This window comes from Endobacter medicaginis, from assembly GCF_014192375.1.
GTDB classification, from domain to species: Bacteria; Pseudomonadota; Alphaproteobacteria; order Acetobacterales; family Acetobacteraceae; genus Endobacter; species Endobacter medicaginis.
Genome location: NZ_JACHXV010000013.1, coordinates 1 through 21656, shown reverse-complemented (window position 1 = coordinate 21656; position 21656 = coordinate 1). Strand labels below are relative to the sequence as shown.

The window sequence follows — 21656 nt, the reverse complement described above, 5'->3', positions numbered from 1 at the left end:
GATGCTGCGCCCGATGGATCTGTGGCGCTCGGCGATCATTCGCCGCCCGGCCCTCGGTGTGCTGCGCGAGCCGGTGCTGCCCGAGCCTGTGTTGCCGGAGGAGGTCGTCTGGCTGCCGCCGATGCCGCCGCGCGCCTTTCGCGCCGACCCGTTCGGCCTGTGGCGCGATGGCCGGCTGTATGTGTTCGCCGAGACGTTCGACTATTTCGAGCGGCGCGGCTGCATCGAGGTGCTGGTCTACGATCGCGACCTGACCCTGATCGAGCCGCCCCGTACTGTGCTGCGGCGGCCGTTCCATCTCTCCTATCCCGTGGTGTTCGAGGCGGAGGGCGAGATCTGGATGCTGCCCGAGGCCTTTGCCTCCGGCACGCTGACGCTGTATCGCGCGCGCCATTTCCCCGATGCCTGGGAGCCGGTCTGCGACCTGCCGCTCGACGGCCCGGCGATCGATGCCACCCCGGTCCGCCACGAGGGCCGCTGGTGGCTGTTCTACAGCCCGTCGCAGCCGAAATCCGCCCGTCGCAGCCATCTGCATCTCGCCTGGGCGCCGCGGCTGACCGGCCCGTGGACGCTGCATCCCGCCAATCCGGTGCGCATCGATCCCGCCAGTGCGCGGCCCGGCGGGACGGTGCTGCGCGACGAGGCGGGCGGGCTGCTGCTGCCGGTGCAGGATTGTCGGGCGACCTACGGCCATGCGATCCGTGCGCTGCGGATCGACCGGCTCGACGAGGCCGGCTTCGCCGCGACCCCAGGTCCGGCCCTGCGCCCGACCGGCTGGATGGCGCCGCACACCGACGGGCTGCACACGCTTTCGGCGGCAGGCGACGTCACGCTGATCGACGTCAAGCACATGGACGCCTCGCTGTCCGGCACGCTCGGCCGCCTTGCCGGCATCGCCGTCGCCCGGGTCGGGCTTCGGGTCCGGGGCGCATGAGGATCGGCTTTCTCTACAATCACGACGCCACCCATCAGATCCCGCACACGATCATGGTCGCCGCAGCCCTCGCGGCACGCGGCGTCGATGTCGAGATCCTCACCTCTACCGAGGATCAGGACGCCACCGCCCGCGACCTGCTGCCCGCCAGCCCGCCGGGGGCGCGGCCGGTCCGGTTCACCGCCTTGTCGATCCGGCGTCCGGCCCAGCTTGCCGATCTCGCATTGCGCCATGTCGCGCCCTATCGGCGTGTTGCCATCCTGCGTGAGAATCTCGATCGTCTGGCCGGGTTCGACGCGCTGGTGGTGCCGGAAACCACCTCGACGCTGCTGCGCAGCCGCTACGGGGTGACGGGGCCGAAGCTGATCTACATCCCGCACGGCGCCGGCGATGGTGCGGCCGGGTTCCAGCCGGCGACGCGGCGCTTCGATCTGGTGCTGCTGTCGGGGGCCAAGGTCCGCGACCGCATGCTGGCGGCAGGGCTGGTCAGCGAGGCGGGCTCGGCGATCGTCGGCTATCCGAAATTCGACCTCGGCACCGGCGCCGCGCCGCCGCTGTTCGCCAACGGCCGGCCCACTGTCGTCTACAACCCGCATTTCAACCCGAAACTGTCGTCGTGGTACCGGTTCGGCCCGGCGATCCTGCGCTGGTTCGCGGCCCAGGACCGTTTCAACCTGATCTTCGCCCCGCATGTGATGCTGTTCCGGCGCACGGTGCACACCTCGCTGATCCATCGACGCGTCGCCCTGCGGCCTCCGCTGCCGCGCGGGCTCGCCGGTCTGCCGCACGTGCTGATCGACACCGGCAGCCGCCGCTCGATCGACATGAGCTACATCCGGGCCGCCGATCTCTATCTCGGCGACGTTTCCAGCCAGATCTATGAATGGATCCAGCGCCCGCGCCCGGCCGTGCTGATCGACACGCACGGTCCGGACTGGCGGGGTGCGGCCGATTACGGCCAGTGGCGGCTCGGCGAGCTGATCGAGCGGCTCGACGCGCTCGCACCCGCCCTCGACCGCGCGCTTGCCGACCCGCACCGCTTCGCCGACGTGCAGGCCGAGGCTGCCGCGCGCACCTTTTCCATCGAGGCCCGCCCCGCCGCCGAACGCGCCGCCGACGCGATCCTGGCCTACATGGCCCGGTAACGGTTGGAAGCGTCCGGAACGCTCACTCAGCCCAGGCCGAGCACGTCGCCCATGCCGTAGAGCCCCGGCGTGCGGCCGGCGGCCCAGATCGCGGCGCGGATCGCCCCTTGCGCGAACACCGAACGGTCGAACGCGCGATGGACGATGGCGAGCTGTTCGGTGTCGGAGGTGAAGCGGAGTTCGTGCTCGCCGACGATGGCGCCGCCGCGCAGGGCGGCGAAGCCGATGCCGCCCGGCGGGCGTGGGCCGGTCTCGCCTTCGCGCGCGCGCAGGCGCACGGCATCGAACGCCATCTCGCGCCCGTCGGCGACAGCCCGGCCGAGCGCCAGCGCCGTGCCGGAGGGGGCGTCGCGCTTGAGACGATGGTGCATCTCGACGATCTCGGCGTCGTAGCTCCCGGCGGGCAGGGCGGCGGCCATCAGCTTCGCCAGGTGCGTGGCCAGTACCACGCCAGGCGAGAAATTGGCCGCCTGTACCACCGGCGCGTGGGCGGCGGCCTCGGCGACCCTCGCCTGGTCGACGGCATCGCCACCGGTGGTGCCGAGCACCCAGGGTCGGCCCGACAGGGCGATCGCGCCCGCGTGCGGGCCGATCGCCGTGGCGTGGGTGAAGTCGATCACCACGTCGCAGATCTCGACCAGCCCGGCGAAATCGCCCTCGCGGCCGATGCCGCCGGCGAGCACCGTTCCCTCGGGCAGGATCGCGGCGATCGCCCGGCCCATGCGGCCGTCGCGGCCGGCGATGCCGATGCGCAGGGGGGCTGCCGTGTCAGCGGCCATCGAAGAAATCGCGCACCTTGGCGAAGAAGCCCTCGCTGTCGGTGTGCGAGCCGGGCGCATCCTTCGCCTCGGTATCGAACTCCTCGAGCAGCTCGCGCTGACGCTTGCTGAGCGCGCGCGGAGTCTCGACGGCGACCTGGATATACATGTCGCCGCGCGCCGCGCTGCGCAGCACGGAGAACCCCTTGCCGCGCAGGCGAAGCTGGTGGCCGGACTGGGTACCGGCGGGGATCTTCACCTTGGTGCGGCTGCCGTCGATCACCGGCACCTCGATCTCGCCGCCAAGGGCCGCCTGCGCCATGCGCACCGGCACGCGGCAGAAGATGTTCGCGCCGTCGCGCTGGAAGATGTCGTGCTCGCGCACGGAAACATGCACGTAGAGGTCGCCCGCCGACACGCCCGCGCCGCCGGCCTCGCCCTCGCCGGCGAGCCGGATGCGGGTGCCGTCCTCGACGCCGGCCGGGATCGCCACCTGCAGCGTGCGCTCCCTGGCCACCGTGCCGGCGCCGCGGCAGACCGTGCAGGGATTGCGGATCTTGCGTCCCGCACCGCCGCAGGTCGGGCAGGCGCGCTCGACGAGGAAGAAGCCCTGCTGCGCGCGCACCTTGCCGGCCCCGCCGCAGGTCGGACACAGATCGGCGGCGCGGTCCTTGGTCTCCGACCCGGTGCCGTCGCAATGCTCGCAGGCGATGCGGGTCTGCACCCGCACCGGCGCCTTGGTGCCGGTGAAGGCCTCGGTCAGGCTGATCTCGACCTGGGCGCGGATGTCGCCCCCCGAGCGCGCCCGGCCGCCGCCGCCGCGGCCACCGCCCATCATGTCGCCGAACATCTGCTCGAAGATGTCGCCCAAGCCACCGCCGCCGAAGCCGGAGAAGCCGCCCGCGCCTGGACCGCCACCCTCGAAGGCGGCATGGCCGAAGCGGTCGAAGGCGGCGCGCTTCTGCTCGTCCTTGAGGATGTCGTAGGCCTCATTGACCTGCTTGAAGCGGGTTTCGGCTGCGTGGTCGCCCGGGTTGCGGTCCGGGTGATACTGCATCGCCAGCTTGCGATAGGCCTTCTTGAGATCGTCGGCGCTGGCTTCGCGCGACACGCCGAGAACGACGTAAGGATCCTCTTTGGACATCATGTTTCCCGAAAGACCGCCGGGCGCGGGCGATCCGTTCTGACGCTGGACAAACCGGGAGATGGTCGAACCCGGAACCTCAGGCAGGCGAGACGCGGGACGGGCCGCCCGGGGAGATCCCCCCGGACGGCCCGCGCGTCAGGCCGGGGCCGTGATCAGGCCTTCTTGTCGTCGATGTCCTCGAAATCGGCATCGACGACCTTCTCGCCGCCCGGACCGGTCGCGCCATGCGTCGTACCGGCACCGCCGGCCTCCGCGCCCGCTTCCGGACCCTGGGCCTTGTACATCGCCTCGCCGAGCTTCATCGCTGCCTGGCTGAGCCGCGTCTGGGCAGCCTCGATGGCGGCGGAGTCGCTGCCCTCGATGGCCGTGCGGGCGGCGGCGATCGCCGCTTCCGCCTCGCCGCGGTCCTGGGCCGAGATCTTGTCGCCGTGCTCGGCGAGGTTCTTCTCGACCTGATGGACCAGGGCCTCGGTCTGGTTGCGGGCCTCGATGGTGGCGCGCTTCTTCTTGTCGGCCTCGGCATTCGCCTCGGCGTCCTTGACCATGCGCTCGATATCGGCGTCTGACAGGCCGCCGGAGGCCTGGATGCGGATCTGCTGCTCCTTGCCGGTCGCCTTGTCCTTGGCCGAGACCGACACGATGCCGTTGGCGTCGATGTCGAACGTCACCTCGATCTGCGGCACGCCGCGCGGCGCCGGCGGGATGCCGGCGAGGTCGAAATTGCCCAGCAGCTTGTTGTCGGCCGCCATCTCGCGCTCGCCCTGGAACACCTTGATGGTGACCGCGGACTGGTTGTCGTCCGCCGTCGAGAAGGTCTGGCTCTTCTTGGTCGGGATGGTGGTGTTGCGGTCGATCAACCGGGTGAACACGCCGCCCAGCGTCTCGATGCCCAGCGACAGCGGGGTCACGTCGAGCAGCAGCACGTCCTTGACGTCGCCCTTGAGCACCGCGCCCTGGATCGCCGCGCCGATCGCCACCACCTCGTCGGGGTTGACGTTGCGGGCCGGCTCACGGCCGAAGAACTCCTTCACCGTCTCGATGACCTTCGGCATGCGGGTCTGGCCGCCGACGAGGATCACCTCCTGGATCTCGGACGCGCTCACGCCGGCATCCTTCAGCGCGGCGCGCACCGGACCCAGCGTACGCTGGATCAGGTCATCGACCAGCGCATCGAGCTTCGCACGCGTCAGCTTGAGCACCAGGTGCTTCGGACCCGTCGCGTCCGCGGTGATGAACGGCAGGTTGATCTCGGTCTCCTTCGACGAGGAGAGCTCGATCTTGGCCTTCTCGGCGGCCTCCTTGAGGCGCTGGAGGGCGAGCTTGTCGGCGCGCAGGTCGATGCCCTGCTCGCGCTTGAACTCGTCGGCCAGCCAGCCGATGACGCGGGCGTCGAAATCCTCGCCGCCGAGGAAGGTGTCGCCGTTGGTCGACTTCACCTCGATCACGCCGTCGCTGATCTCGAGCACCGAGATGTCGAACGTGCCGCCGCCGAGGTCATAGACCGCGACCAGGCCGCCGTCGCGACGCTCCATGCCGTAGGCCAGCGCGGCCGCCGTCGGCTCGTTGATGATGCGCAGCACCTCGAGGCCGGCGATGCGGCCGGCATCCTTGGTGGCCTGGCGCTGGGCGTCGTTGAAGTAGGCCGGGACGGTGATGACCGCCTGGGTGACCTTCTCGCCGAGATAGGACTCGGCGGTCTCCTTCATCTTGCCGAGGATGTAGGCGCTGATCTGGCTGGGCGAGTATTTCTGCCCGCGCGCCTCGACCCAGGCGTCGCCGTTGTCGCCGCGCACGATCTCGTAAGGGACCAGCTTGCGGTCCTTTTCCACGGTGGGATCGTCGAAGCGGCGCCCGATCAGGCGCTTGACGGCGAAGAAGGTGTTGGCCGGGTTGGTGACGGCCTGGCGCTTGGCGGCCTGGCCGACGAGGCGCTCGCCGCTCTCGGTGAAGGCGACCATCGACGGGGTGGTGCGCGCGCCCTCGCTGTTCTCGACGACGCGGTTCTCGTCACCCTCGCGGATGGAAATGCACGAATTGGTCGTGCCCAGGTCGATACCGATGACCTTGCTCATGAACTCCTCCTTTCAGCGGTCGTCACGGCCCGAAGCACCGAGAGCGACCCTTGGTCAGAGCCGTGGGACCTCCCACGGCGCCGTGGCTTTGGCCGCTGGCCCCGACAGGGGAACCGCACGGCCGATGAGCCCACGACAGGCCCATCATGTATTCAGACCCATGCCGGTCGACAAGGTGCCGATCAGGCGGAGCGGTCGAATCCGGCCGGATGCACCGGGGTGTCGGCCGACGGTGCGGCAGGCGAAGGAGCGGCGGCGGGCGGCGCCTTGGCCACCACCACCATCGCCGGCTTCAGCAGCCGCCCGTTCAGCGTCCAGGCTGACGACCAGGCCTGCATCACCGAGCCCGGCGGGTGTTCGGTGCTGGGCTGCTCGGCCATCGCCTGATGCAGGTTGGCGTCGAACGCCGCGCCCGTCGGATCGGTGCCGGTGATGCCGTTGCGCTCGAGGATGGAGAGGAAATTCTTCTCCACCCCCTCGAACCCCTCGCGCAGCTTGGCGACGACGGGGTTCTCCTCGACCTCCTTGGGCAGGCTGGCGAGGCCGCGGCGCAGGTTCTCCGCCACCTCGACGATGTCGCGGGCGAATTTCTGCACCGCATACTGCCGCGCGTCGTCGGTTTCGCGCTTGCCGCGGGCGCGCACGTTCTGGGTCTCCGCCTCGGCGCGAACCCAGCGGTCGTGGAGGTCCTTGTTCTCGGCCTCCAGCTCGGCGATGCGCGCCGAGGCCGCCGACATCAGGGCGTCGGGGCCCGGTGCGGTGTCGTGCCCGCCATCGGGGCTGTGGGTGCTGTCTTCGTTGCTCATGACTGGTCCAGTTAGGAAAGCACGGGAAGATGAACAAGCGCTGAACGGTCGACAAGATATGCGCCGCACAACGCGGCATCGGTCCCGGGGATTGCCGACGAGATTGCCTTGCCGGCATTTTGGGTCAGTATGGGGTGTGATGAAACACACGATCGCCCTGGTCGACGACGACCGCAACATCCTCACCTCGGTGCAGATGACGCTGGAAGCGGAAGGGTTCGCGGTCCGCACCTACACCGACGGCGAGAGCGCGCTCGCGTCGCTGAGTGCCAAGCCGGCCGACCTGGCGGTGCTGGATATCAAGATGCCGCGCATGGATGGCATGGAACTGCTGCAGCGGCTGCGCACCCGCAGCCAGATGCCGGTTATCTTCCTGACCTCGAAGAACGAGGAGGTGGACCAGCTCATGGGGCTGCGGCTGGGCGCGGACGACTACATCATCAAGCCGTTCAGCCAGCGCCTGCTGCTCGAGCGCATCCGCGCGCTGCTGCGCCGCAACGAGGTCAGCCGCGCCGAGGCGGCGGGGGCGGCGGGGCCTGCGGTGCTGGTGCGCGGCGACCTCTCGCTCGACGAGACCCGCCACCAATGCCTGTGGAAGGGTGCCGACATCCAGCTCACGGTGACGGAATTCCTGCTGGTCAAGGCGCTGGCGACGCGGCCGGGCATGGTGAAGTCGCGCGACCAGCTCATCGACGCCGCCTATGGCGAGAACATCTATGTCGACGACCGCACCATCGACAGCCACATCAAGCGCGTGCGCAAGAAATTCCGCCAGGTCGATGACGATTTCAACCAGATCGAGACGCTCTACGGCATCGGCTACCGCTACAAGGAGAACTGAGCGGATACGACCATGCCGACCCTGACGGGCGAGGCGGAAGCGGGTCTGACGCGGCGCTGGCTGTCGCCGATGATGCGCAACATCCTGCTGGTCAATGCGCTGCCGCTGGTGCTGCTGGCGGTGACGGTGCTGTATCTCAACCAGTTCCACACCGGGCTGTTGCAGGGCGAGGTGGGCGCGCTGCGCGAGCAGGCGCGGATCTATGCCGGCGCGCTCGGTCAGAGCGCGGTGACGACGCTGCCGGCGCCGAAACAGGCCGCCCGTGCCGTGGGGGGCAGGGCCGCGGCCGAGGGTGACAGCGTCCAGCTCGCTCCCGACGTCGCGCGGCTGCTGCTGCGCCGCCTGACCGAGCCCTCGCCGAGTGCCGTCGCGCGGCTCTATGCCCCGGACGGGCAGGCCATCGCCGGCAGCGCGGGCAGCGAGCACGGGCTCTGCCCGCCGCCCGGACGGGCGCGGCGGCAGGGTTTCGCCGACTGGCTGGGGGGCTGGCTGGGCATCGCCGAGGCCGCCGCCCGGCCGACCGAGCGCAATGGCGAGCGGGGTGAGCGGGGCAGCGAACGCACCGCCGAGCATGTGCTGGTGATCCGCGCGCATCCGCAGCTCACCGTGCCCGAGGTCAGCGTCGACAGCGCGGCCGACTGCCAGCCGGCGGTGCGTGAGCGGGTGGTGCTGCCGGAGGAGCCGGGCAGCAACGAGGCGCCCCCCAATATCTGGCGCACGGTGGACGGGCGGCTGCTGGTGCAGGTGGTCGAGCCGGTGGTGCATGAGGGCCATACGATCGGCATCGTGCAGCTCACCCGCGAGGCCTCGGGCGTCGATCGCACCCTGTTCGAGGTGCGGGCCTCGATCTTCGGCCTGACGCTGATCGCGCTCGCACTCACCGTGCTGCTGTCGTGGTACCTGTCGCTGACCATCGCGCGGCCGATCCTGTCGCTCGCGCGGGCCGCGCGGGTGATGCGCGACAATGCCGGGCGCACGTTCTCGGTGCCGACCCGGCTGCGGGCGCGGCGCGATGAGATCGGCCTGCTGGCCTCCACGCTCGACGAGAGCGCGCAGGCGCTGTGGACGCGGATGGATGCGATCGAGCGCTTTGCCGCCGATGTCGCGCACGAGATCAAGAATCCGCTCAGCTCGATCCGCAGCGCCATCGAGACCGCGCTCAGGATCGGCGATGTCGAGCAGCAGAAGCGCCTGCTGACGATCATCGGCCATGACGTGCGCCGGCTCGACCGGCTGATCACCGACATCTCGGACGCCTCGCGGGTCGATGCCGAGCTGTCGCGCACACGCCCCGAGCGGGTCGCGGTGGCGCCGATCCTGTCGGTGATGGCGGAGATGAACGAGGCGACGCGTGAGGCGGATGGCCCGCTGCTGGTGGTCGAGGCCGAGAGCGACACCAGGCCTGGCCGTGAGGGACAGCCGCTCGCCGTCTGGGCGGTGGAGGACCGCCTGGTGCAGGTGCTGCGCAATCTGATCGGCAATGCGGAGAGCTTCTCGCCACCGGCGGGGCGCATCTGGCTGCGCGTCGCCGAAGCCGGGCGCGGCTTCGTGTCGATCGCGATCGAGGACGAGGGGCCTGGCATCCCGCCGGCGAAACTGGAAAGCATTTTCGACCGCTTCTATACGGAGCGCCCGGCCGCCGAGCGCTTCGGCCAGCATTCCGGCCTCGGCCTGTCGATCAGCCGGCAGATCGTCACCAACCTGCGCGGCAACCTTGCCGCGCAGAACCGCACCGACGCCTCCGGCGCGATTTTGGGGGCGAAATTCGTCGTCACCCTGCCCAGGGCGTTCTGACGCCGCGCCTTTGAAGCGGCAGCAGAACGAGATCGTCGTCGGTGCGTTCGGAACGGCAACGGGGATGGGCAGACGGGCCGGATGATCGACATGCAGGGACTGGTGCCCGACGGCGAGGGCGGGGCGGCGGACGATTACCCGCCGCCGGAACTTCAGCGTGCGCGCGAGATGCTGGCGCGCTCATCGCCGTCCGTGCCCGGCGTGTGCCTGCTGCTGCTGACCATCCTGGCCACGTTCTACACGCTGTATTTCGCCGCCGCGATCGTGCTGCCGTTCGTTCTGGCGGGGGTGCTCAACCTGCTGCTGATGCCGCCGATGCGGCTGCTCAACCAGAAGCTGCGCATCCCCAAGCCGATCTCGGCGCTGCTGCTGATCCTGCTGCTGTTCGGCATCGTGGGCATGATCGGGCTGGCGATCTCGGTGCCAGCCTCGGGCTGGATCTCGAAGGCGCCGCAGACCCTGCCGGCGCTGCAGCAGAAGCTTGCCTTCCTGCGCGGCCCGATCGATGCCGCCCAGCATGCGATGGGCCGGCTGCAGGCCATGGTGCAGGGAACCGCCGGCGGCGGCGCGCACCAGGCCGCGCAGCACGGCGATGGCGGACTCGTCGGGCCGATGTCGTCGCTCGGCGGCATCGGCTCGTCGCTGCTGATCGGCACGCGTGCCTTCCTCGCGCAGATCTTCACTACCCTGCTGATGCTGTTCTTCCTGCTCTACGAGGGCGACAGCCTGCTGCGGCGCTTCATCGAGATCATGCCGACCTGGGCCGACAAGCGCCGGGCGGTGCAGATCGCCTCCGAGGTCGAGCACAACGTCTCGCTGTATCTGCTGACCATCACCATCATGAACCTGCTGGTGGGAGGTGCGAACATGATCCAGTGCTGGGCACTGGGCATGCCGAACGCGCTGCTGTGGGGGGTGGTGGCGTTCCTGCTGAACTACATCCCGATCCTGGGGCCGATGACCGGCATCGTGATCTATTTCGTCGTCGGGCTGTTCTCGTTTCCCTCGGTCCTGCATGCGCTGATCCCGCCGGCGATCTATCTCGGCATCCATTTTCTGGAAGGCGAGACCATCACGCCGATGTTGTTGGCCAGGCGCTTCACGCTCAATCCGGTGCTGGTGATGGCGTCGCTGATGTTCTGGGACTGGCTGTGGGGCATTCCGGGGGCGTTTCTCTCGGTGCCGATGCTGGCGGTGTTCAAGATCGTCTGCGACCATATCGAGGCCCTGACCCCGATCGGTCACATCATCGGCGGCGCGCCCAAGCCGCGCGGGCTGGAGCGGATGCGCAGGCGCGAACCGGCGACGTGACTTCGCGCACCGTTTTCGAAATGATCGGCGCTTCCCACTGACGAGGATCTTGCCGATGCGCCCCATCATCCCGCTGCTCATGGCCCTGCTGGCCGGGGCGTCGATCGCCGCCCGCGCCGCTGACACGCCGCCTGCACGTCTGGTGATCCTCGATGATGACGGGTTTTCGCTGGCGCAGTGGATGGTGCTCAAGGCGAAGGACGTCACCGTGCTCGGCGAGTGTACCGTCAGCGGCGATGTCTGGCAGAAGGAGGCCACCGCGCAGGCGCTGCGCGGCCTCGAGATCGCCGGCCGCACCGATGTGAAGGTCTATCCCGGCGCCACCTACCCGCTGCTGAACTCCGAGAAGCTGACCGATCGGTGGGAGGCGCTCTATGGCAAGCTCACCTGGCGCGGGGCATGGATGAAGCAGTGGGTCGAGCCCACCAAGCAGAAGCTGCCACCCTATCACGGCCCTGACGTGGTGCCCGACCTGCCGCAGGGCAACCCGCACACCCGCCCCGCCGACGAGAGTGCGGCGGCGTTCATGATCCGCATGGTGCATCGCTATCCCGGCCAGGTCAGCATCGTCGAGACCGGGCCGATGACCAATCTCGCCCTTGCCCAGAAGCTCGACCCGCAATTCGCCTCGCTTGCGAAGGAACTGGTCTACATGGGCGGCAGTCTCAATCCGCGCCGGGTGCTGGCCTCGCCCGAATCGGCCGATTTCGCCCGCGAATTCGCCAATTCGCCACGCCGCGAATTCAACATCCGCTTCGATCCCGAGGCCGCTTCGATCACCATGCGCGCACCATGGCGCAGGATCGTGATGGTGCCGGTCGACCCGTCCACCGCCACCGAGATGTCGGACGCGCTGGTCAAGCGCCTGTCGGCCGCCGACACGCCGATCGCGCGTGCCCTGCGCGGTCCCGCCAGCCATTTCCCGCTGTGGGACGAGATCACCACCGCGGTCTGGCTCGACCCGTCGCTGATCACCGGCAGCCACGAACTCTACATCGACACCAACACGGCATTCTCCGCCGGCTATGGCGACATCCTGTCCTGGACGCCGGGCTACCAGCCTGATCTCGACGAGCAGCGCGAGCAGGTGGTGCTGTCGGTGGATGTCGGCAGGCTGGAGACGCTGATGGTGGGGCTGGTGTCCAGGCCCTGAGCGATCACGGCGCCGGAGCCTGGGCGTGGCCCGTGGTGACGGCGCCGAGTGCCGCGGCGACACTGGGCGCGGCCTGGAGAAGGGCGAGGCAGTTGGTGGTCTGGGCCGCCACCGTCAGCACGCCGGCGGCGGAGGCGAAGTCGCGCCGCAGGCAGTTCGGCAGCAGGCTCGCGCCGAGAGCCACCTGGGCATAGGTCGCCGTCGAATGGTCGCCGCTATGGGTGTAGGGGCCGCTGGGCGGGAAGGTGAGGGTCGAGCTCGGCGCCACGTTCTCGGAGGTCGCCGCCGCCTCGACGAGACGCAGGTTGTGCCAGCCGAACGACTGCGTCTGCCGCCCCTGCGTCAGGGTGGTGGCCTGGGTCTGGGTGCCGTCGGCCGACACGGTGCCGTAGCTCAGCGTCAGATGCAGCGGATCGTGCTCGAGGCGCTGCGTGGTGGTCAGCCCGTCGGGGCCGACGGTCCAGGTGGTCTGCTGCCAGTCGGTGGTCTGGTCGCTGCTCTGGTTGACGAAGCCGGCCACCACATTCGTCACCGCGGTGTTGGTGAAGCCGATATGGCTGGCGGTGGTGGTGGCGACGATGCCGTGCGAGGTGCGCAGGACGCCGCTGATGCGCCAGTCATGCGCGGCGGTGGTGACGATCCGGCCACTGTAATTGTCGCCCGAGCCGTTCTCGGCGGTCGAGACGTTCGCCTGCGGGAAGGTCAGCGTGTCGGCCAGCACCGAGCCGCCCAGCACGCTTGCGCCGTGATCCAGCGTCAGCAGCAGCGCGCCGGTGACAGAGAAATAGTTGTTCGCCCCGATCGTCTGCAGCGACAGCGTGTGCGGACGGCCGTCATCGAGCAGGCCGGCGAATGCGGTCAGGTCGATCTTCGTCGGCTCGAAGGCCAGGGTCTGCACGCCCGGCAGCACACGCCACAGATAGGGATCGATGCCACCGGTATAGATCCACGGATAGATCGGCGCGCTCGCCGCCGCCATGTCGTCGATGCGCACCGCGCCCTCGCGGAAGCTGCCGCCGCCGCATTCCTGCATGTTGGTGGCCTGTGCGTCGGGCACGCAGGTGTACCAGAACTCGTCGGCGTTCTGGCTCTGCTGGTAGAGGTCGAGCCGCGCGCCTTCGATGTTGCGCGGCAGGGTGAGGGTCTTTGCATAACGGTCGCTGCCGGAGTTGAGCGCGACGGTGGCACCGACTGCGTCGCTGCCGAGCGGGATCACCATATCGGCGGTCTTCGGTGCCGGATAGCGCGCGGTGGCGGGGTAGAACAGCAGCCGCCCGGTGGCGGTGATGGTGCTGGTGTAGGTGGCGTTCTGGTAGTTCGCGATCAGCACGCGCCCCTGCTGCGCGGTCTTGAACAGCGCGGTGTAGTCGGTCACGTCGCGTTCGACATGCCAGGCCGGACCGAACCCGGAGGAGGGTTCGGCGGTGGTGCCGAACAGCAGGTTCACCCCGCCCAGCCAGACCGTCTGGGTGCGGTCGTACTGGCGTCCGGCATTGAGCGAGAGGTCGGTGCTGAACACCACCTTCGCCCATGGCCCCGGGCAGGCGGCCGGGCTGTAGCTGAAATCCACCGCATTGGCGCCGAAGGTGGCGCCGCTGTAGAGCGTCACCACGCAGGGGGCCTCGTCGGGGACGCTGACCGGCGGGGTGGCGACGACCGGATTGGCGCTGCCGACCACCGCGCCCGGCACCGGGCCGGACGCACCCGATGCCACCGCCGCCAAGGCCGGCGCCCCCGGAACGATCAGCGCGAAAAGGGCGACAGACGGGGTCCAGCGGGACATGCGGTTCCTTGGGCGGGCAGGGTGAGGGGGAGCGTCGACGTTCAGCCGGGCAGGCGTGCAATCAGTTCGACTTCTATTTCGATGTCGGGACGATCGAACGCCGTGACCATCCGCAGTGCCACCGCCGGGCGGCTGTCCTCGAAGGCGGCGCGCAGCAGGGGATAACAGGCGGCGAAGGAATCGGGGTCGCGCACCACATACACCACCCGCACCACGTCGCTCAGCGAACCGCCCTCGCCGGCGAGCAGTTCCGCCCCGTCGGCCAGTGCGCGGCGGCACTGTTCCGACAGGGGGCGGCGCGCTCCGGTCTCGTCGCGCAGGCCGCGGATGCGCAGCTCGGCACCGGCGCCGATGCGTTTGACGCGCCGGAAGCAGTCGCGCCGTTCCAGTCGCTGCGGCAGGGTACAGAGATCGCCGGTCTCGACCCCGGCATCGGTCGTCTCGGCAGGCGCAGGAGGTCGGGAGAGGGTGCTTGACGACACGAACCCGAACCCCTTCTGCCTGTTGTTGAACATTAGCTGCGTGAAAAGTGAACCGGACGCATGTTTGGCACAAGCGCAAAAATGGCGGAACCGTGTCAGGACGAGGGCGGGACGCCCCTGCTGCCGGGGGTGGTGCATGCGAGCTGCGTCGCCCGGCGCGGACATGGCGTATTGCTGCTGGGCGCGCCTGGTGCTGGCAAGTCCGACCTCGCCTTGCGGCTGATCGATCGCGGCTTCCGGCTGGTCGCCGACGACCGTGTCGCTCTCGTGCGGCGCGGTGCGCATCTTTATGCTGGGCTGCCTTGCTCGGCGCTGCCGGCCGGGCTGCTGGAGATACGGGGGCTGGGGTTGATGCGATTGCGGGTGAGGCGCCGGGCGAGGCTGGCGGTGGTGCTGCGGCTGGGCGCCCCCGACCGGGTCGTGCGGCTTCCCGCACCCTCGCTCTGGCACGGTGTCGCGGCACTGGATCTCGATCCGCGCGGCGAATCCGCCGCCCAGCGCGCGGAATGGGCGCTGGACGCCGCACTCGGCCGCCGGCGCCAGTTCGCCGGCGCGTTTGCCGCATGAGCGCGCCTGCCCCCGAACGCCATCTGCTGCTGGTGACCGGCCAGTCCGGCGCCGGCAAGTCGAGCGTGCTGCGCATCCTCGAGGATCTCGGCTACGCGGCGATGGACAATCCGCCGCTCGACCTGGTGCCCGACATCGTCGCCGCCGAGCGCTATGCCACCGACCGCCTGGCCCTCGGCATCGACATCCGCAGTCTCGGCTTCGATGCCGCACGGCTGCTGGAGCTGCGTCGGAGGCTGGATTCGCAGCAGCTCGCCGTCGAGCTGCTGTTCCTCGCTGCCGAGGACGAGATGCTGCTGCGCCGCTTCACCGCCACCCGGCGGCGCCATCCGCTGGCCGGAGAGAGCGCGGTGCCCGACAAGCTGGCCGCCGAGGCCGTCCTGCTCGCCCCGGTGCGGGCCGCCGCCGACACGGTGATCGACACCACCGACCTGCGCGCACCCGAGCTGCGCCGGGCCATCGAGGCGCGCTACGGCGCGCGGACGCACGGCATCGGGGGCGAGGGCCTGGCGGTGACGCTGATGTCGTTCGCCTTTCCCTCCGGCCTGCCGCGCGAGGCCGACATGGTGTTCGACGCGCGGTTCCTGCGCAATCCGTTCTACGAGGCGTCGCTGGCCGCGCGTGACGGGCGCGATGCGGCCGTGGCGGCCTATGTGGCGGCCGATCCCGACTATTTGCGTTTCCGCGACTCGATCGCCGGGATGCTGTCGATGGTGCTGCCACGCTTCGTCGGCGAGGGCAAGAAATACGCCACCATCGCCATCGGCTGCTCGGGCGGCCGGCACCGTTCCGTGACACTGGTCGAGGCGCTGGCCGCCTGGCTCCGCGATACCCCCGGTCTGGTCGCGGACGGGCCGGTCCTGGTGCGTCACCGCGAGCTCGACGCGGCTCCCCTTGTGCCGCGTCGCGGTGAACCCATGTCAGGGACACGCGACACCCATCTCGGCGTTTGACTCCCGGCTCGCCGATGGTTCATGACATCGCTGTCACATCATGGCCGAACGACAGATCGCCCCTATGAGCCTCCTGCTGAGCGTCAGATGATCGGTCTGGTTCTGGTCACCCATGGCGGGATCGGTGCGGCGCTGCGCCAGGCGATGGAGCACGTCGTCGGCCCGCAATCCCAGGTTTCCGTGATCGGCATCGAGGCCGAGGACGATCTGCTGGCCCGACGCGCCGAGGTGGCTGCCGAGGTCGCCGCGGTCGATTCCGGCGACGGCGTGATCGTGCTGACCGACATGTTCGGCTCGACCCCCTCCAACATCGCCATCGCCATGCTCGAACGTCCGGCGGTCGAGGTGCTGGCCGGCGTCAACCTGCCGATGCTGGTCAAGCTGGCCAAGACCCGTGGCGTGAACGATCTCGACGGCTGCGCGACGCTGGCCGCCGCGGTCGGGCGCAAATATATCGCCTCCGCCTCGCACCTGCCGCCGACCTGCCTGGGCGGTGCGACCTGCTGCGAGCCGGCGGAGGCGCCGGTGCTGGCCCCCGTCGTGCCACAGATCGCGCCCCCGGCGCCTGCCCCGGCCCGCAGGACCAGGACCCGCTCGCCCGGTCTGATCTCGCGCGCCGGCTGAGGCGGGCGCATCCGCATGACCCTGCGCCGTCGTGTCGCGGTCACCAACCGGCGCGGGCTGCATGCGCGTGCGGCGGCGAAGTTCGTCGTGGTCGCCGAGCGGTTCGACATCGAGGTCACGGTGCTGCGCGACGGTCAGAGCGTGTCGGCGCGTTCGATCATGGGGCTGATGATGCTCGGCGCGGGGCGGGGCTCCGAAATCGAGTTCGAAGCTCCCGAGGGCGGCGAAGCGGCGATCGAGGCGCTGGCGGCCCTCGTCGAGGCGCGGTTCGATGAAGACGAATAGCGCGCGGCCGCGATGACCCGCTCCACCAGGCCCAAGGTGGTCGAGCGTGCGGCCGAGCGACGGTTCGAGGCGACCGGCATCGGCCCCGGCATCGCCATCGGCCCGGTGGTGGTGCGGCAGAACGCGCCCGCGCCGGCGATCCTGCGCGAGCGCACCGGCCCGGCCGCCGACGAGCACGCCCGCCTCGCCGAGGCTGTCAGCCGCTCGTTGCGCCAGCTCGACAAGCTGCGCGGCCGGCTGCTGCTGCTGCCGGAGATGGCGCAGGCCGAGATCGTGCCGCTGATCGATGCCTACCGCCAGATGCTGGGGCCCTCGCGGCTGCTGCGCGACACCGCGCGGCGGCTGGAGGCGGAGGCGATCTCGGCGGAGGCGGCGGTGTCGGATGCGGCGGAGGCGATCGCCGCCCAGCTCCGTGCCGGCATCCCGGCCGACAGTGCCGCCGGCGAAGGCGAGGCGCATGAGGGTGCGCGTCTGGCCGCCGAAGTGGCCGAGATCGCCCGGCGGCTGATCCGCAACCTCGCCGCCCAGCCGTTTGCCGGCTACAGCGCGTTTCCGCCCGGCACGGTGCTGGTCGCCGAGCAGCTCCGCCCGGCCGATGCGGCGCTGATCGACCCGTCACGGGTCAGCGGCGTCGTCACCGAGGATGGGGGGGCGACCGACCATACCGCGATCATGCTGCGTGCGCTCGGCATCCCGGCGGTGATGGGGGCCGCCGGAGTGTGTGCGGCGGCGAGCCTCGCGCCGGCGAATGCGCCGATCATCGTCGATGGCGGCAGCGGCATCGTCGTGGTGGCCCCCGATGCGGCGACGCTGGAGACGGCGCGGATCGGGGTGGCCGCCTATGCGCGCGAGCGCCAGAAACTCGCCCGCCTGCGTCGGCTCAAGGCGGTGACGGCGTCGGGCGAGCCGGTGGAACTGCAGGCCAATCTCGAACTGCCGGCCGAGCTGCCGCTGATCGCACAGTCGGGCGCGGCCGGCATCGGCCTGCTGCGGACCGAGTTCCTGTTCATCAACGCCGAGACCCTGCCCGACGAGGCGGCGCAGTTCGCGGTCTATCGCGAGATCGTCGAGTCGATGAGCGGCGATCCGACCACCATCCGCGTGCTGGACTGGGGCGGCGAGAAACAGAGCGACGCGCTGACGCAGGCCGGATTTCTGGCCGGGATGGGCGATCTCAATCCCGCCCTGGGTCTGCGCGGCCTGCGGCTGCTGCTGCGCGCGCCGGAACTGTTCGAGGCCCAGCTCGCCGCCATCCTGCGCGCGTCCGCGCATGGTCCGGTGCGCATCCTGCTGCCGATGGTCACTTTGGTGGCGGAGGTGCAGGCGGCGCGCGAGATCCTCGAGCGTGTCGCCCGCCGCCTGCGCCGGCGGCGGGTGAAGCTGCCGTCGACGCTGCCGCCGCTCGGCGTGATGATCGAGACTCCGGCGGCGGCGCTGAATGCCGACGCGCTGGCGCTGGAGGCCGATTTCCTCGCCATCGGCACCAACGACCTCGCGATGTATACGCTCGCCGTCGACCGGGGGGCGGCCGAGGTCGCCGATCTCTACAATTCGGTGCACCCGGCGGTGCTCAAGCTGGTGGCGCGCGTGGCGAGTGCGGCGCTGCGGCTGCGCCGTCCGGTATCGTTGTGCGGAGAGATCGGCGGCGATCCGCGCCTGACGCCGCTGCTGCTCGGTCTGGGCCTGCGCAGTCTGTCGACCAATGCGTCCTCGGTGCCGCTGGTCAAGCAGGCGATCCGGTCCGCAGAGATCGAGAGCTGTGTCCGCTTCGCGCGGCAGGTGCTGGACCAGACCGATCCGGCGCGCGTTTCGGCACTGATCGCCGCGTTCCACGCCAGGGGCGTCTGATCTCGGGGCTTTGCCCCGAACCCCATCAAGGGCTGAGCCCTTGCAACCCGTCCGTCGTCGAGCAGGCGCAGGGCAGCGCCCTGCAATCAGGGTCGTGCCGGGTGCGACCGTGCCTGCTAGAAGCCGCGCAGTCCTGTCATTGCCTTCCGGAGCCCGCCCATGACCCCGATCCGCCGCGCCTTGCTGTCCGTCTCCGACAAGACCGGGCTGGTCGAGCTCGGCCGTGCGCTCACCGGCGCGGGGGCGGAGCTGCTGTCGACCGGTGGTTCGGCGAAGCTGTTGCGCGAAGCGGGTATCCCGGTCACCGAGGTTTCCGCCCATACCGGCTTTCCTGAGATCCTCGACGGCCGGGTCAAGACACTGGTGCCGCAGATCCATGGCGGCATCCTCGGCCGCCGCGCCAGCCCGGAGCATGTCGCGCAGATGAGCGAACACGCGATCGCGCCGATCGACCTGGTGTGCGTCAATCTCTACCCGTTCGAGGCGACGGTGGCCTCGGGTGCCGATGACGAAACCTGCATCGAGAACATCGATATCGGCGGCCCGGCGATGATCCGCGCGGCGGCGAAGAACCACGAGGACGTGGTCATCCTCACCGATCCCGCGCAGTACCCCGACCTCATCGCGGCCCTGGAGGCGGGTGGCACCACGCTTGCCCAGCGTCGCGCGCTGGCCGGGGCGGCCTATGCGCGCACCGCCGCCTATGATGCGGCGATCGCTTCGTGGTTTGCGCGCGACGAGGCGGCTCCCGCGCGGCTGACGCTGACCGGCACGCTGCGCGAGGCGCTGCGCTATGGCGAGAACCCGCATCAGTCGGCGGCCTTCTACGTCGATGGCAGCGCGCGCCCCGGCATCGCCAGTGCCACACAGGTGCAGGGCAAGTCGCTGTCCTACAACAACCTCAACGACACGGATGCCGCCTTCGAGGCGGTGGCCGAGTTTGCGGATCCGGCGGTGGTGATCGTCAAGCATGCCAATCCGTGCGGCGTGGCGGTGGCCGAGGATGCCGCAAGCGCCTGGGATCTCGCGCTGCGCTGCGATCCGGTCTCGGCCTTCGGCGGCATCGTGGCGCTGAACCGCACGCTCGACGAGGCGGCGGCGGCGAAGATTGCGGCGATCTTCACGGAAGTCATCATCGCGCCCGACGCCACCGAAGGCGCGCGCACGATCCTGGCGCGCAAGAAGAACCTCCGCCTGCTGCTTACCGGCGGCCTGCCCGATTCGGCCGCGCCGGGGCGCTCGTTCAAGTCGGTGTCAGGCGGGATGCTGGTGCAGACCCGCGATGCGGGACGAATCGACCCCGAAGCGCTGCGCGTGGTGACGAAGCGCGCGCCGACCGACGCCGAGATGGCCGATCTGATCTTCGCCTTCCGCGTCTGCAAGCATGTGAAGTCCAACGCCATCGTCTATGCGAAGGGGGGTGCGACGGTCGGCATCGGTGCGGGTCAGATGAGTCGTGTCGATTCCGCGCGCATCGCCGCGTCGAAAAGCGAGGAGGCCGCCCGTGCCGCCGGCCTGTCCGGTCGGCTGACCGAGGGTTCGGTGGCGGCCTCGGATGCGTTCTTCCCGTTCGCCGACGGGCTGGAGACGATCGTCGCCGCGGGTGCCACCGCGGTGATCCAGCCTGGCGGCTCGATCCGCGACGACGAGGTCATCGCCGCCGCCGACGCCGCCGGGATCGCGATGGTGCTGACAGGCATGCGGCATTTCCGCCACTGAGGCGGCTGGGAAGTGGTCGATGTCATGACGAAACGTTCATCAACTGCCTGAAAATTCGGTGTATCCCACCCGAGCATGAACGCTTTGTTGCGGGTAGGTCACAGTGCCGACGCGTAACGTTCTGTCACCTCGCTTCGAGTTCGCATCCGGAACTTTTTATGGCCTTGAATACGCCATGGAATTCGCGAACGCGCCCGTCTGGCGACAGCGGGATCGTTCGCCGACCGGAGTTATATCGAATGCGACCCAGCTTTCCCCGGCGTTCAGGCGGCGCACGCGCTGCCCTGCTCTGTGCCACTATTTCCCCCTTGGCCTTGCTCGTGGCGACCGCCTCGGCGCAGGCCGCCGCCTGCCCGACGGGCAAGGTACATGATCGTCACGGCCATTGCGTGGTACCGGCCAAGCGGCATGTGAAATCCGCGCCTGGAACCGCCGCGGCGGTGGGTGCGACCACCACTGGCGCGGTTGCCACCCAGGCGGCGGCCAACCCGGCGCCGCTGGCGGAGGCGGCGTTTCCGCGTTCGCGCACCCGCGGCAGCTCGGAGAACATCACCGTCACCGGCTCGCTGCTGGCGCACTCCAACTACACCGCCACGGCGCCGATCAGCGTCATCAGCGCCAAGCAGATCTTCAACTCCCAGACCCAGACGCTGGAAGACATCCTGCGCCTGCAGCCGTCGGTCGGCACCTCGGGCAACTACTCTTCCACCAACAATGGCGGCAACGGCTCGAGCTGCATCGACCTGCGCAATCTCGGCATCAACCGCACGCTGGTGCTGGTCAATGGCAAGCGCTACATCCAGAGCGGCTACGGCGACGGTTTCTCCTGCGTCGATCTCGACACCATCCCGCTCGCCACCGTCGATCATATCGACACGCTGAAGGATGGCGCCTCGACCATCTACGGCGCCGACGCGGTCGCCGGCGTGATCAACGTGGTCACCAAGCAGCACTTCACCGGCACGCAGATCGAGGTTGGCGGCAACACCTCGACCTACGGCGATGGCCGCGAGGGCTCGGTGTCCGGCATCACCGGTTTCGACATCCAGCACGGCCGCGGCAACGTGCTGCTCAGCGGCTCCTATCTGGATCGCGGCGCGATCAAGCAGACCTCGCGCAACTGGGCCAACCCGGTGATTACCGGTGATAACGGTCCTGGCGAGGCACCGCTCCTCAATTCCGGTTACATTCCGACCGGGCGCTATTTTGGTCTCGACAGTGGCGACGGCTATGGCACGGCCAATGCCGCCGGCACCGCGCTGCGCCCCTACACCTCGGCCGACCGCTACAATTACGGCGAGCTGCAATATCTCAACAGTCGGCTGGTGCAGGCGAACCTCTGTACCGCCCGCAGATTGTGAGACACCGATCTGAAGCCTACGCGGCGACGGCCGCGAGTGGAAGCTGCGCGGCGCGGATTGCGGCCGGTGGCCG

General features: G+C 69.6%; 19 protein-coding genes. 13 read left to right on the top strand and 6 right to left on the bottom strand.

All coding sequences use genetic code 11. From position 1 onward, the window contains the following. Nucleotide 1 precedes the first annotated feature (1 nt). A complete protein-coding gene (locus FHR90_RS13660; RefSeq protein WP_183275410.1) occupies nucleotides 2-934 on the top strand; it encodes a glucosamine inositolphosphorylceramide transferase family protein in 933 nt (310 codons plus the stop codon). Next, on the top strand, nucleotides 931-2079 hold the full coding sequence (locus tag FHR90_RS13655) for a hypothetical protein (protein ID WP_183275409.1): 1149 nt from the start codon (nucleotides 931-933) through the stop codon (nucleotides 2077-2079). The genes FHR90_RS13660 and FHR90_RS13655 overlap by 4 nt, the downstream gene beginning before the upstream one ends. 26 nt (nucleotides 2080-2105) lie before the next feature. Here FHR90_RS13655 and dapB read toward each other — a convergent pair whose 3' ends face one another. The 4 genes from dapB to FHR90_RS13635 all read right to left on the bottom strand — a co-directional run bounded on the left by dapB (nucleotide 2106) and on the right by FHR90_RS13635 (nucleotide 6862). After that, complete coding sequence (gene dapB / locus FHR90_RS13650) at nucleotides 2106-2858, bottom strand: 4-hydroxy-tetrahydrodipicolinate reductase (RefSeq protein WP_183275408.1); 753 nt, start codon at nucleotides 2856-2858, stop codon at nucleotides 2106-2108. Next, a complete protein-coding gene (gene dnaJ / locus FHR90_RS13645) occupies nucleotides 2848-3984 on the bottom strand; it encodes a molecular chaperone DnaJ (protein ID WP_183275407.1) in 1137 nt (378 codons plus the stop codon). Before dnaJ ends, dapB begins: the two co-directional genes overlap by 11 nt. A gap of 152 nt (nucleotides 3985-4136) precedes the next feature. Beyond that, on the bottom strand, nucleotides 4137-6056 hold the full coding sequence (dnaK, locus tag FHR90_RS13640) for a molecular chaperone DnaK (protein ID WP_176625012.1): 1920 nt from the start codon (nucleotides 6054-6056) through the stop codon (nucleotides 4137-4139). Nucleotides 6057-6238: 182 nt separating this feature from the next. Further along, complete coding sequence (locus FHR90_RS13635) at nucleotides 6239-6862, bottom strand: nucleotide exchange factor GrpE (protein ID WP_176625014.1); 624 nt, start codon at nucleotides 6860-6862, stop codon at nucleotides 6239-6241. A 139-nt stretch (nucleotides 6863-7001) separates the two neighbouring features. On the opposite strand from FHR90_RS13635, the gene FHR90_RS13630 reads away from it, so the two are divergent. The 4 genes from FHR90_RS13630 to FHR90_RS13615 all read left to right on the top strand — a co-directional run bounded on the left by FHR90_RS13630 (nucleotide 7002) and on the right by FHR90_RS13615 (nucleotide 11961). Further along, nucleotides 7002-7703, top strand: a complete 702-nt coding sequence (locus tag FHR90_RS13630; protein ID WP_183275406.1) for a response regulator transcription factor — start codon at nucleotides 7002-7004, stop codon at nucleotides 7701-7703. A 12-nt stretch (nucleotides 7704-7715) separates the two neighbouring features. After that, complete coding sequence (locus tag FHR90_RS13625) at nucleotides 7716-9497, top strand: ATP-binding protein (RefSeq protein ID WP_183275405.1); 1782 nt, start codon at nucleotides 7716-7718, stop codon at nucleotides 9495-9497. An 81-nt stretch (nucleotides 9498-9578) separates the two neighbouring features. Beyond that, complete coding sequence (locus tag FHR90_RS13620) at nucleotides 9579-10808, top strand: AI-2E family transporter (RefSeq protein ID WP_176623875.1); 1230 nt, start codon at nucleotides 9579-9581, stop codon at nucleotides 10806-10808. Between the two features lie 55 nt (nucleotides 10809-10863). After that, nucleotides 10864-11961: a nucleoside hydrolase gene (locus tag FHR90_RS13615; RefSeq protein ID WP_176623873.1), complete on the top strand. Its 1098-nt coding sequence runs from the start codon at nucleotides 10864-10866 to the stop codon at nucleotides 11959-11961. 4 nt (nucleotides 11962-11965) lie between these two features. Here FHR90_RS13615 and FHR90_RS13610 read toward each other — a convergent pair whose 3' ends face one another. After that, nucleotides 11966-13744: a peptide-N4-asparagine amidase gene (locus tag FHR90_RS13610; protein ID WP_176623871.1), complete on the bottom strand. Its 1779-nt coding sequence runs from the start codon at nucleotides 13742-13744 to the stop codon at nucleotides 11966-11968. A gap of 41 nt (nucleotides 13745-13785) precedes the next feature. Next, nucleotides 13786-14226: a Rid family hydrolase gene (locus tag FHR90_RS13605; RefSeq protein WP_176623870.1), complete on the bottom strand. Its 441-nt coding sequence runs from the start codon at nucleotides 14224-14226 to the stop codon at nucleotides 13786-13788. Nucleotides 14227-14307: 81 nt separating this feature from the next. Here FHR90_RS13605 and FHR90_RS13600 point away from each other — a divergent pair, with 81 nt between their 5' ends. The 7 genes from FHR90_RS13600 to FHR90_RS13570 all read left to right on the top strand — a co-directional run bounded on the left by FHR90_RS13600 (nucleotide 14308) and on the right by FHR90_RS13570 (nucleotide 21583). Further along, nucleotides 14308-14793, top strand: coding sequence for an HPr kinase/phosphorylase (locus FHR90_RS13600; RefSeq protein ID WP_183275404.1), 486 nt, complete (start codon nucleotides 14308-14310; stop codon nucleotides 14791-14793). Beyond that, the gene (rapZ, locus tag FHR90_RS13595; protein WP_183275403.1) at nucleotides 14790-15746 is read left to right on the top strand and encodes an RNase adapter RapZ; all 957 of its coding nucleotides are present in this window, start codon (nucleotides 14790-14792) and stop codon (nucleotides 15744-15746) included. Before FHR90_RS13600 ends, rapZ begins: the two co-directional genes overlap by 4 nt. Nucleotides 15747-15833: 87 nt before the next feature. Further along, nucleotides 15834-16370: a PTS sugar transporter subunit IIA gene (locus FHR90_RS13590; RefSeq protein WP_183275402.1), complete on the top strand. Its 537-nt coding sequence runs from the start codon at nucleotides 15834-15836 to the stop codon at nucleotides 16368-16370. Nucleotides 16371-16385: 15 nt separating this feature from the next. Beyond that, nucleotides 16386-16655 carry an HPr family phosphocarrier protein gene (locus tag FHR90_RS13585; protein ID WP_183275401.1) on the top strand — a complete coding sequence of 90 codons (270 nt, stop codon included), beginning with the start codon at nucleotides 16386-16388 and terminating at the stop codon, nucleotides 16653-16655. 12 nt (nucleotides 16656-16667) lie between these two features. Further along, on the top strand, nucleotides 16668-18503 hold the full coding sequence (ptsP, locus tag FHR90_RS13580; RefSeq protein ID WP_183275400.1) for a phosphoenolpyruvate--protein phosphotransferase: 1836 nt from the start codon (nucleotides 16668-16670) through the stop codon (nucleotides 18501-18503). 159 nt (nucleotides 18504-18662) lie between these two features. Then, complete coding sequence (gene purH / locus FHR90_RS13575; RefSeq protein WP_176624732.1) at nucleotides 18663-20222, top strand: bifunctional phosphoribosylaminoimidazolecarboxamide formyltransferase/IMP cyclohydrolase; 1560 nt, start codon at nucleotides 18663-18665, stop codon at nucleotides 20220-20222. Nucleotides 20223-20542: 320 nt separating this feature from the next. Beyond that, a complete protein-coding gene (locus FHR90_RS13570; RefSeq protein WP_176624734.1) occupies nucleotides 20543-21583 on the top strand; it encodes a TonB-dependent receptor plug domain-containing protein in 1041 nt (346 codons plus the stop codon). Nucleotides 21584-21656: the final 73 nt, after the last annotated feature.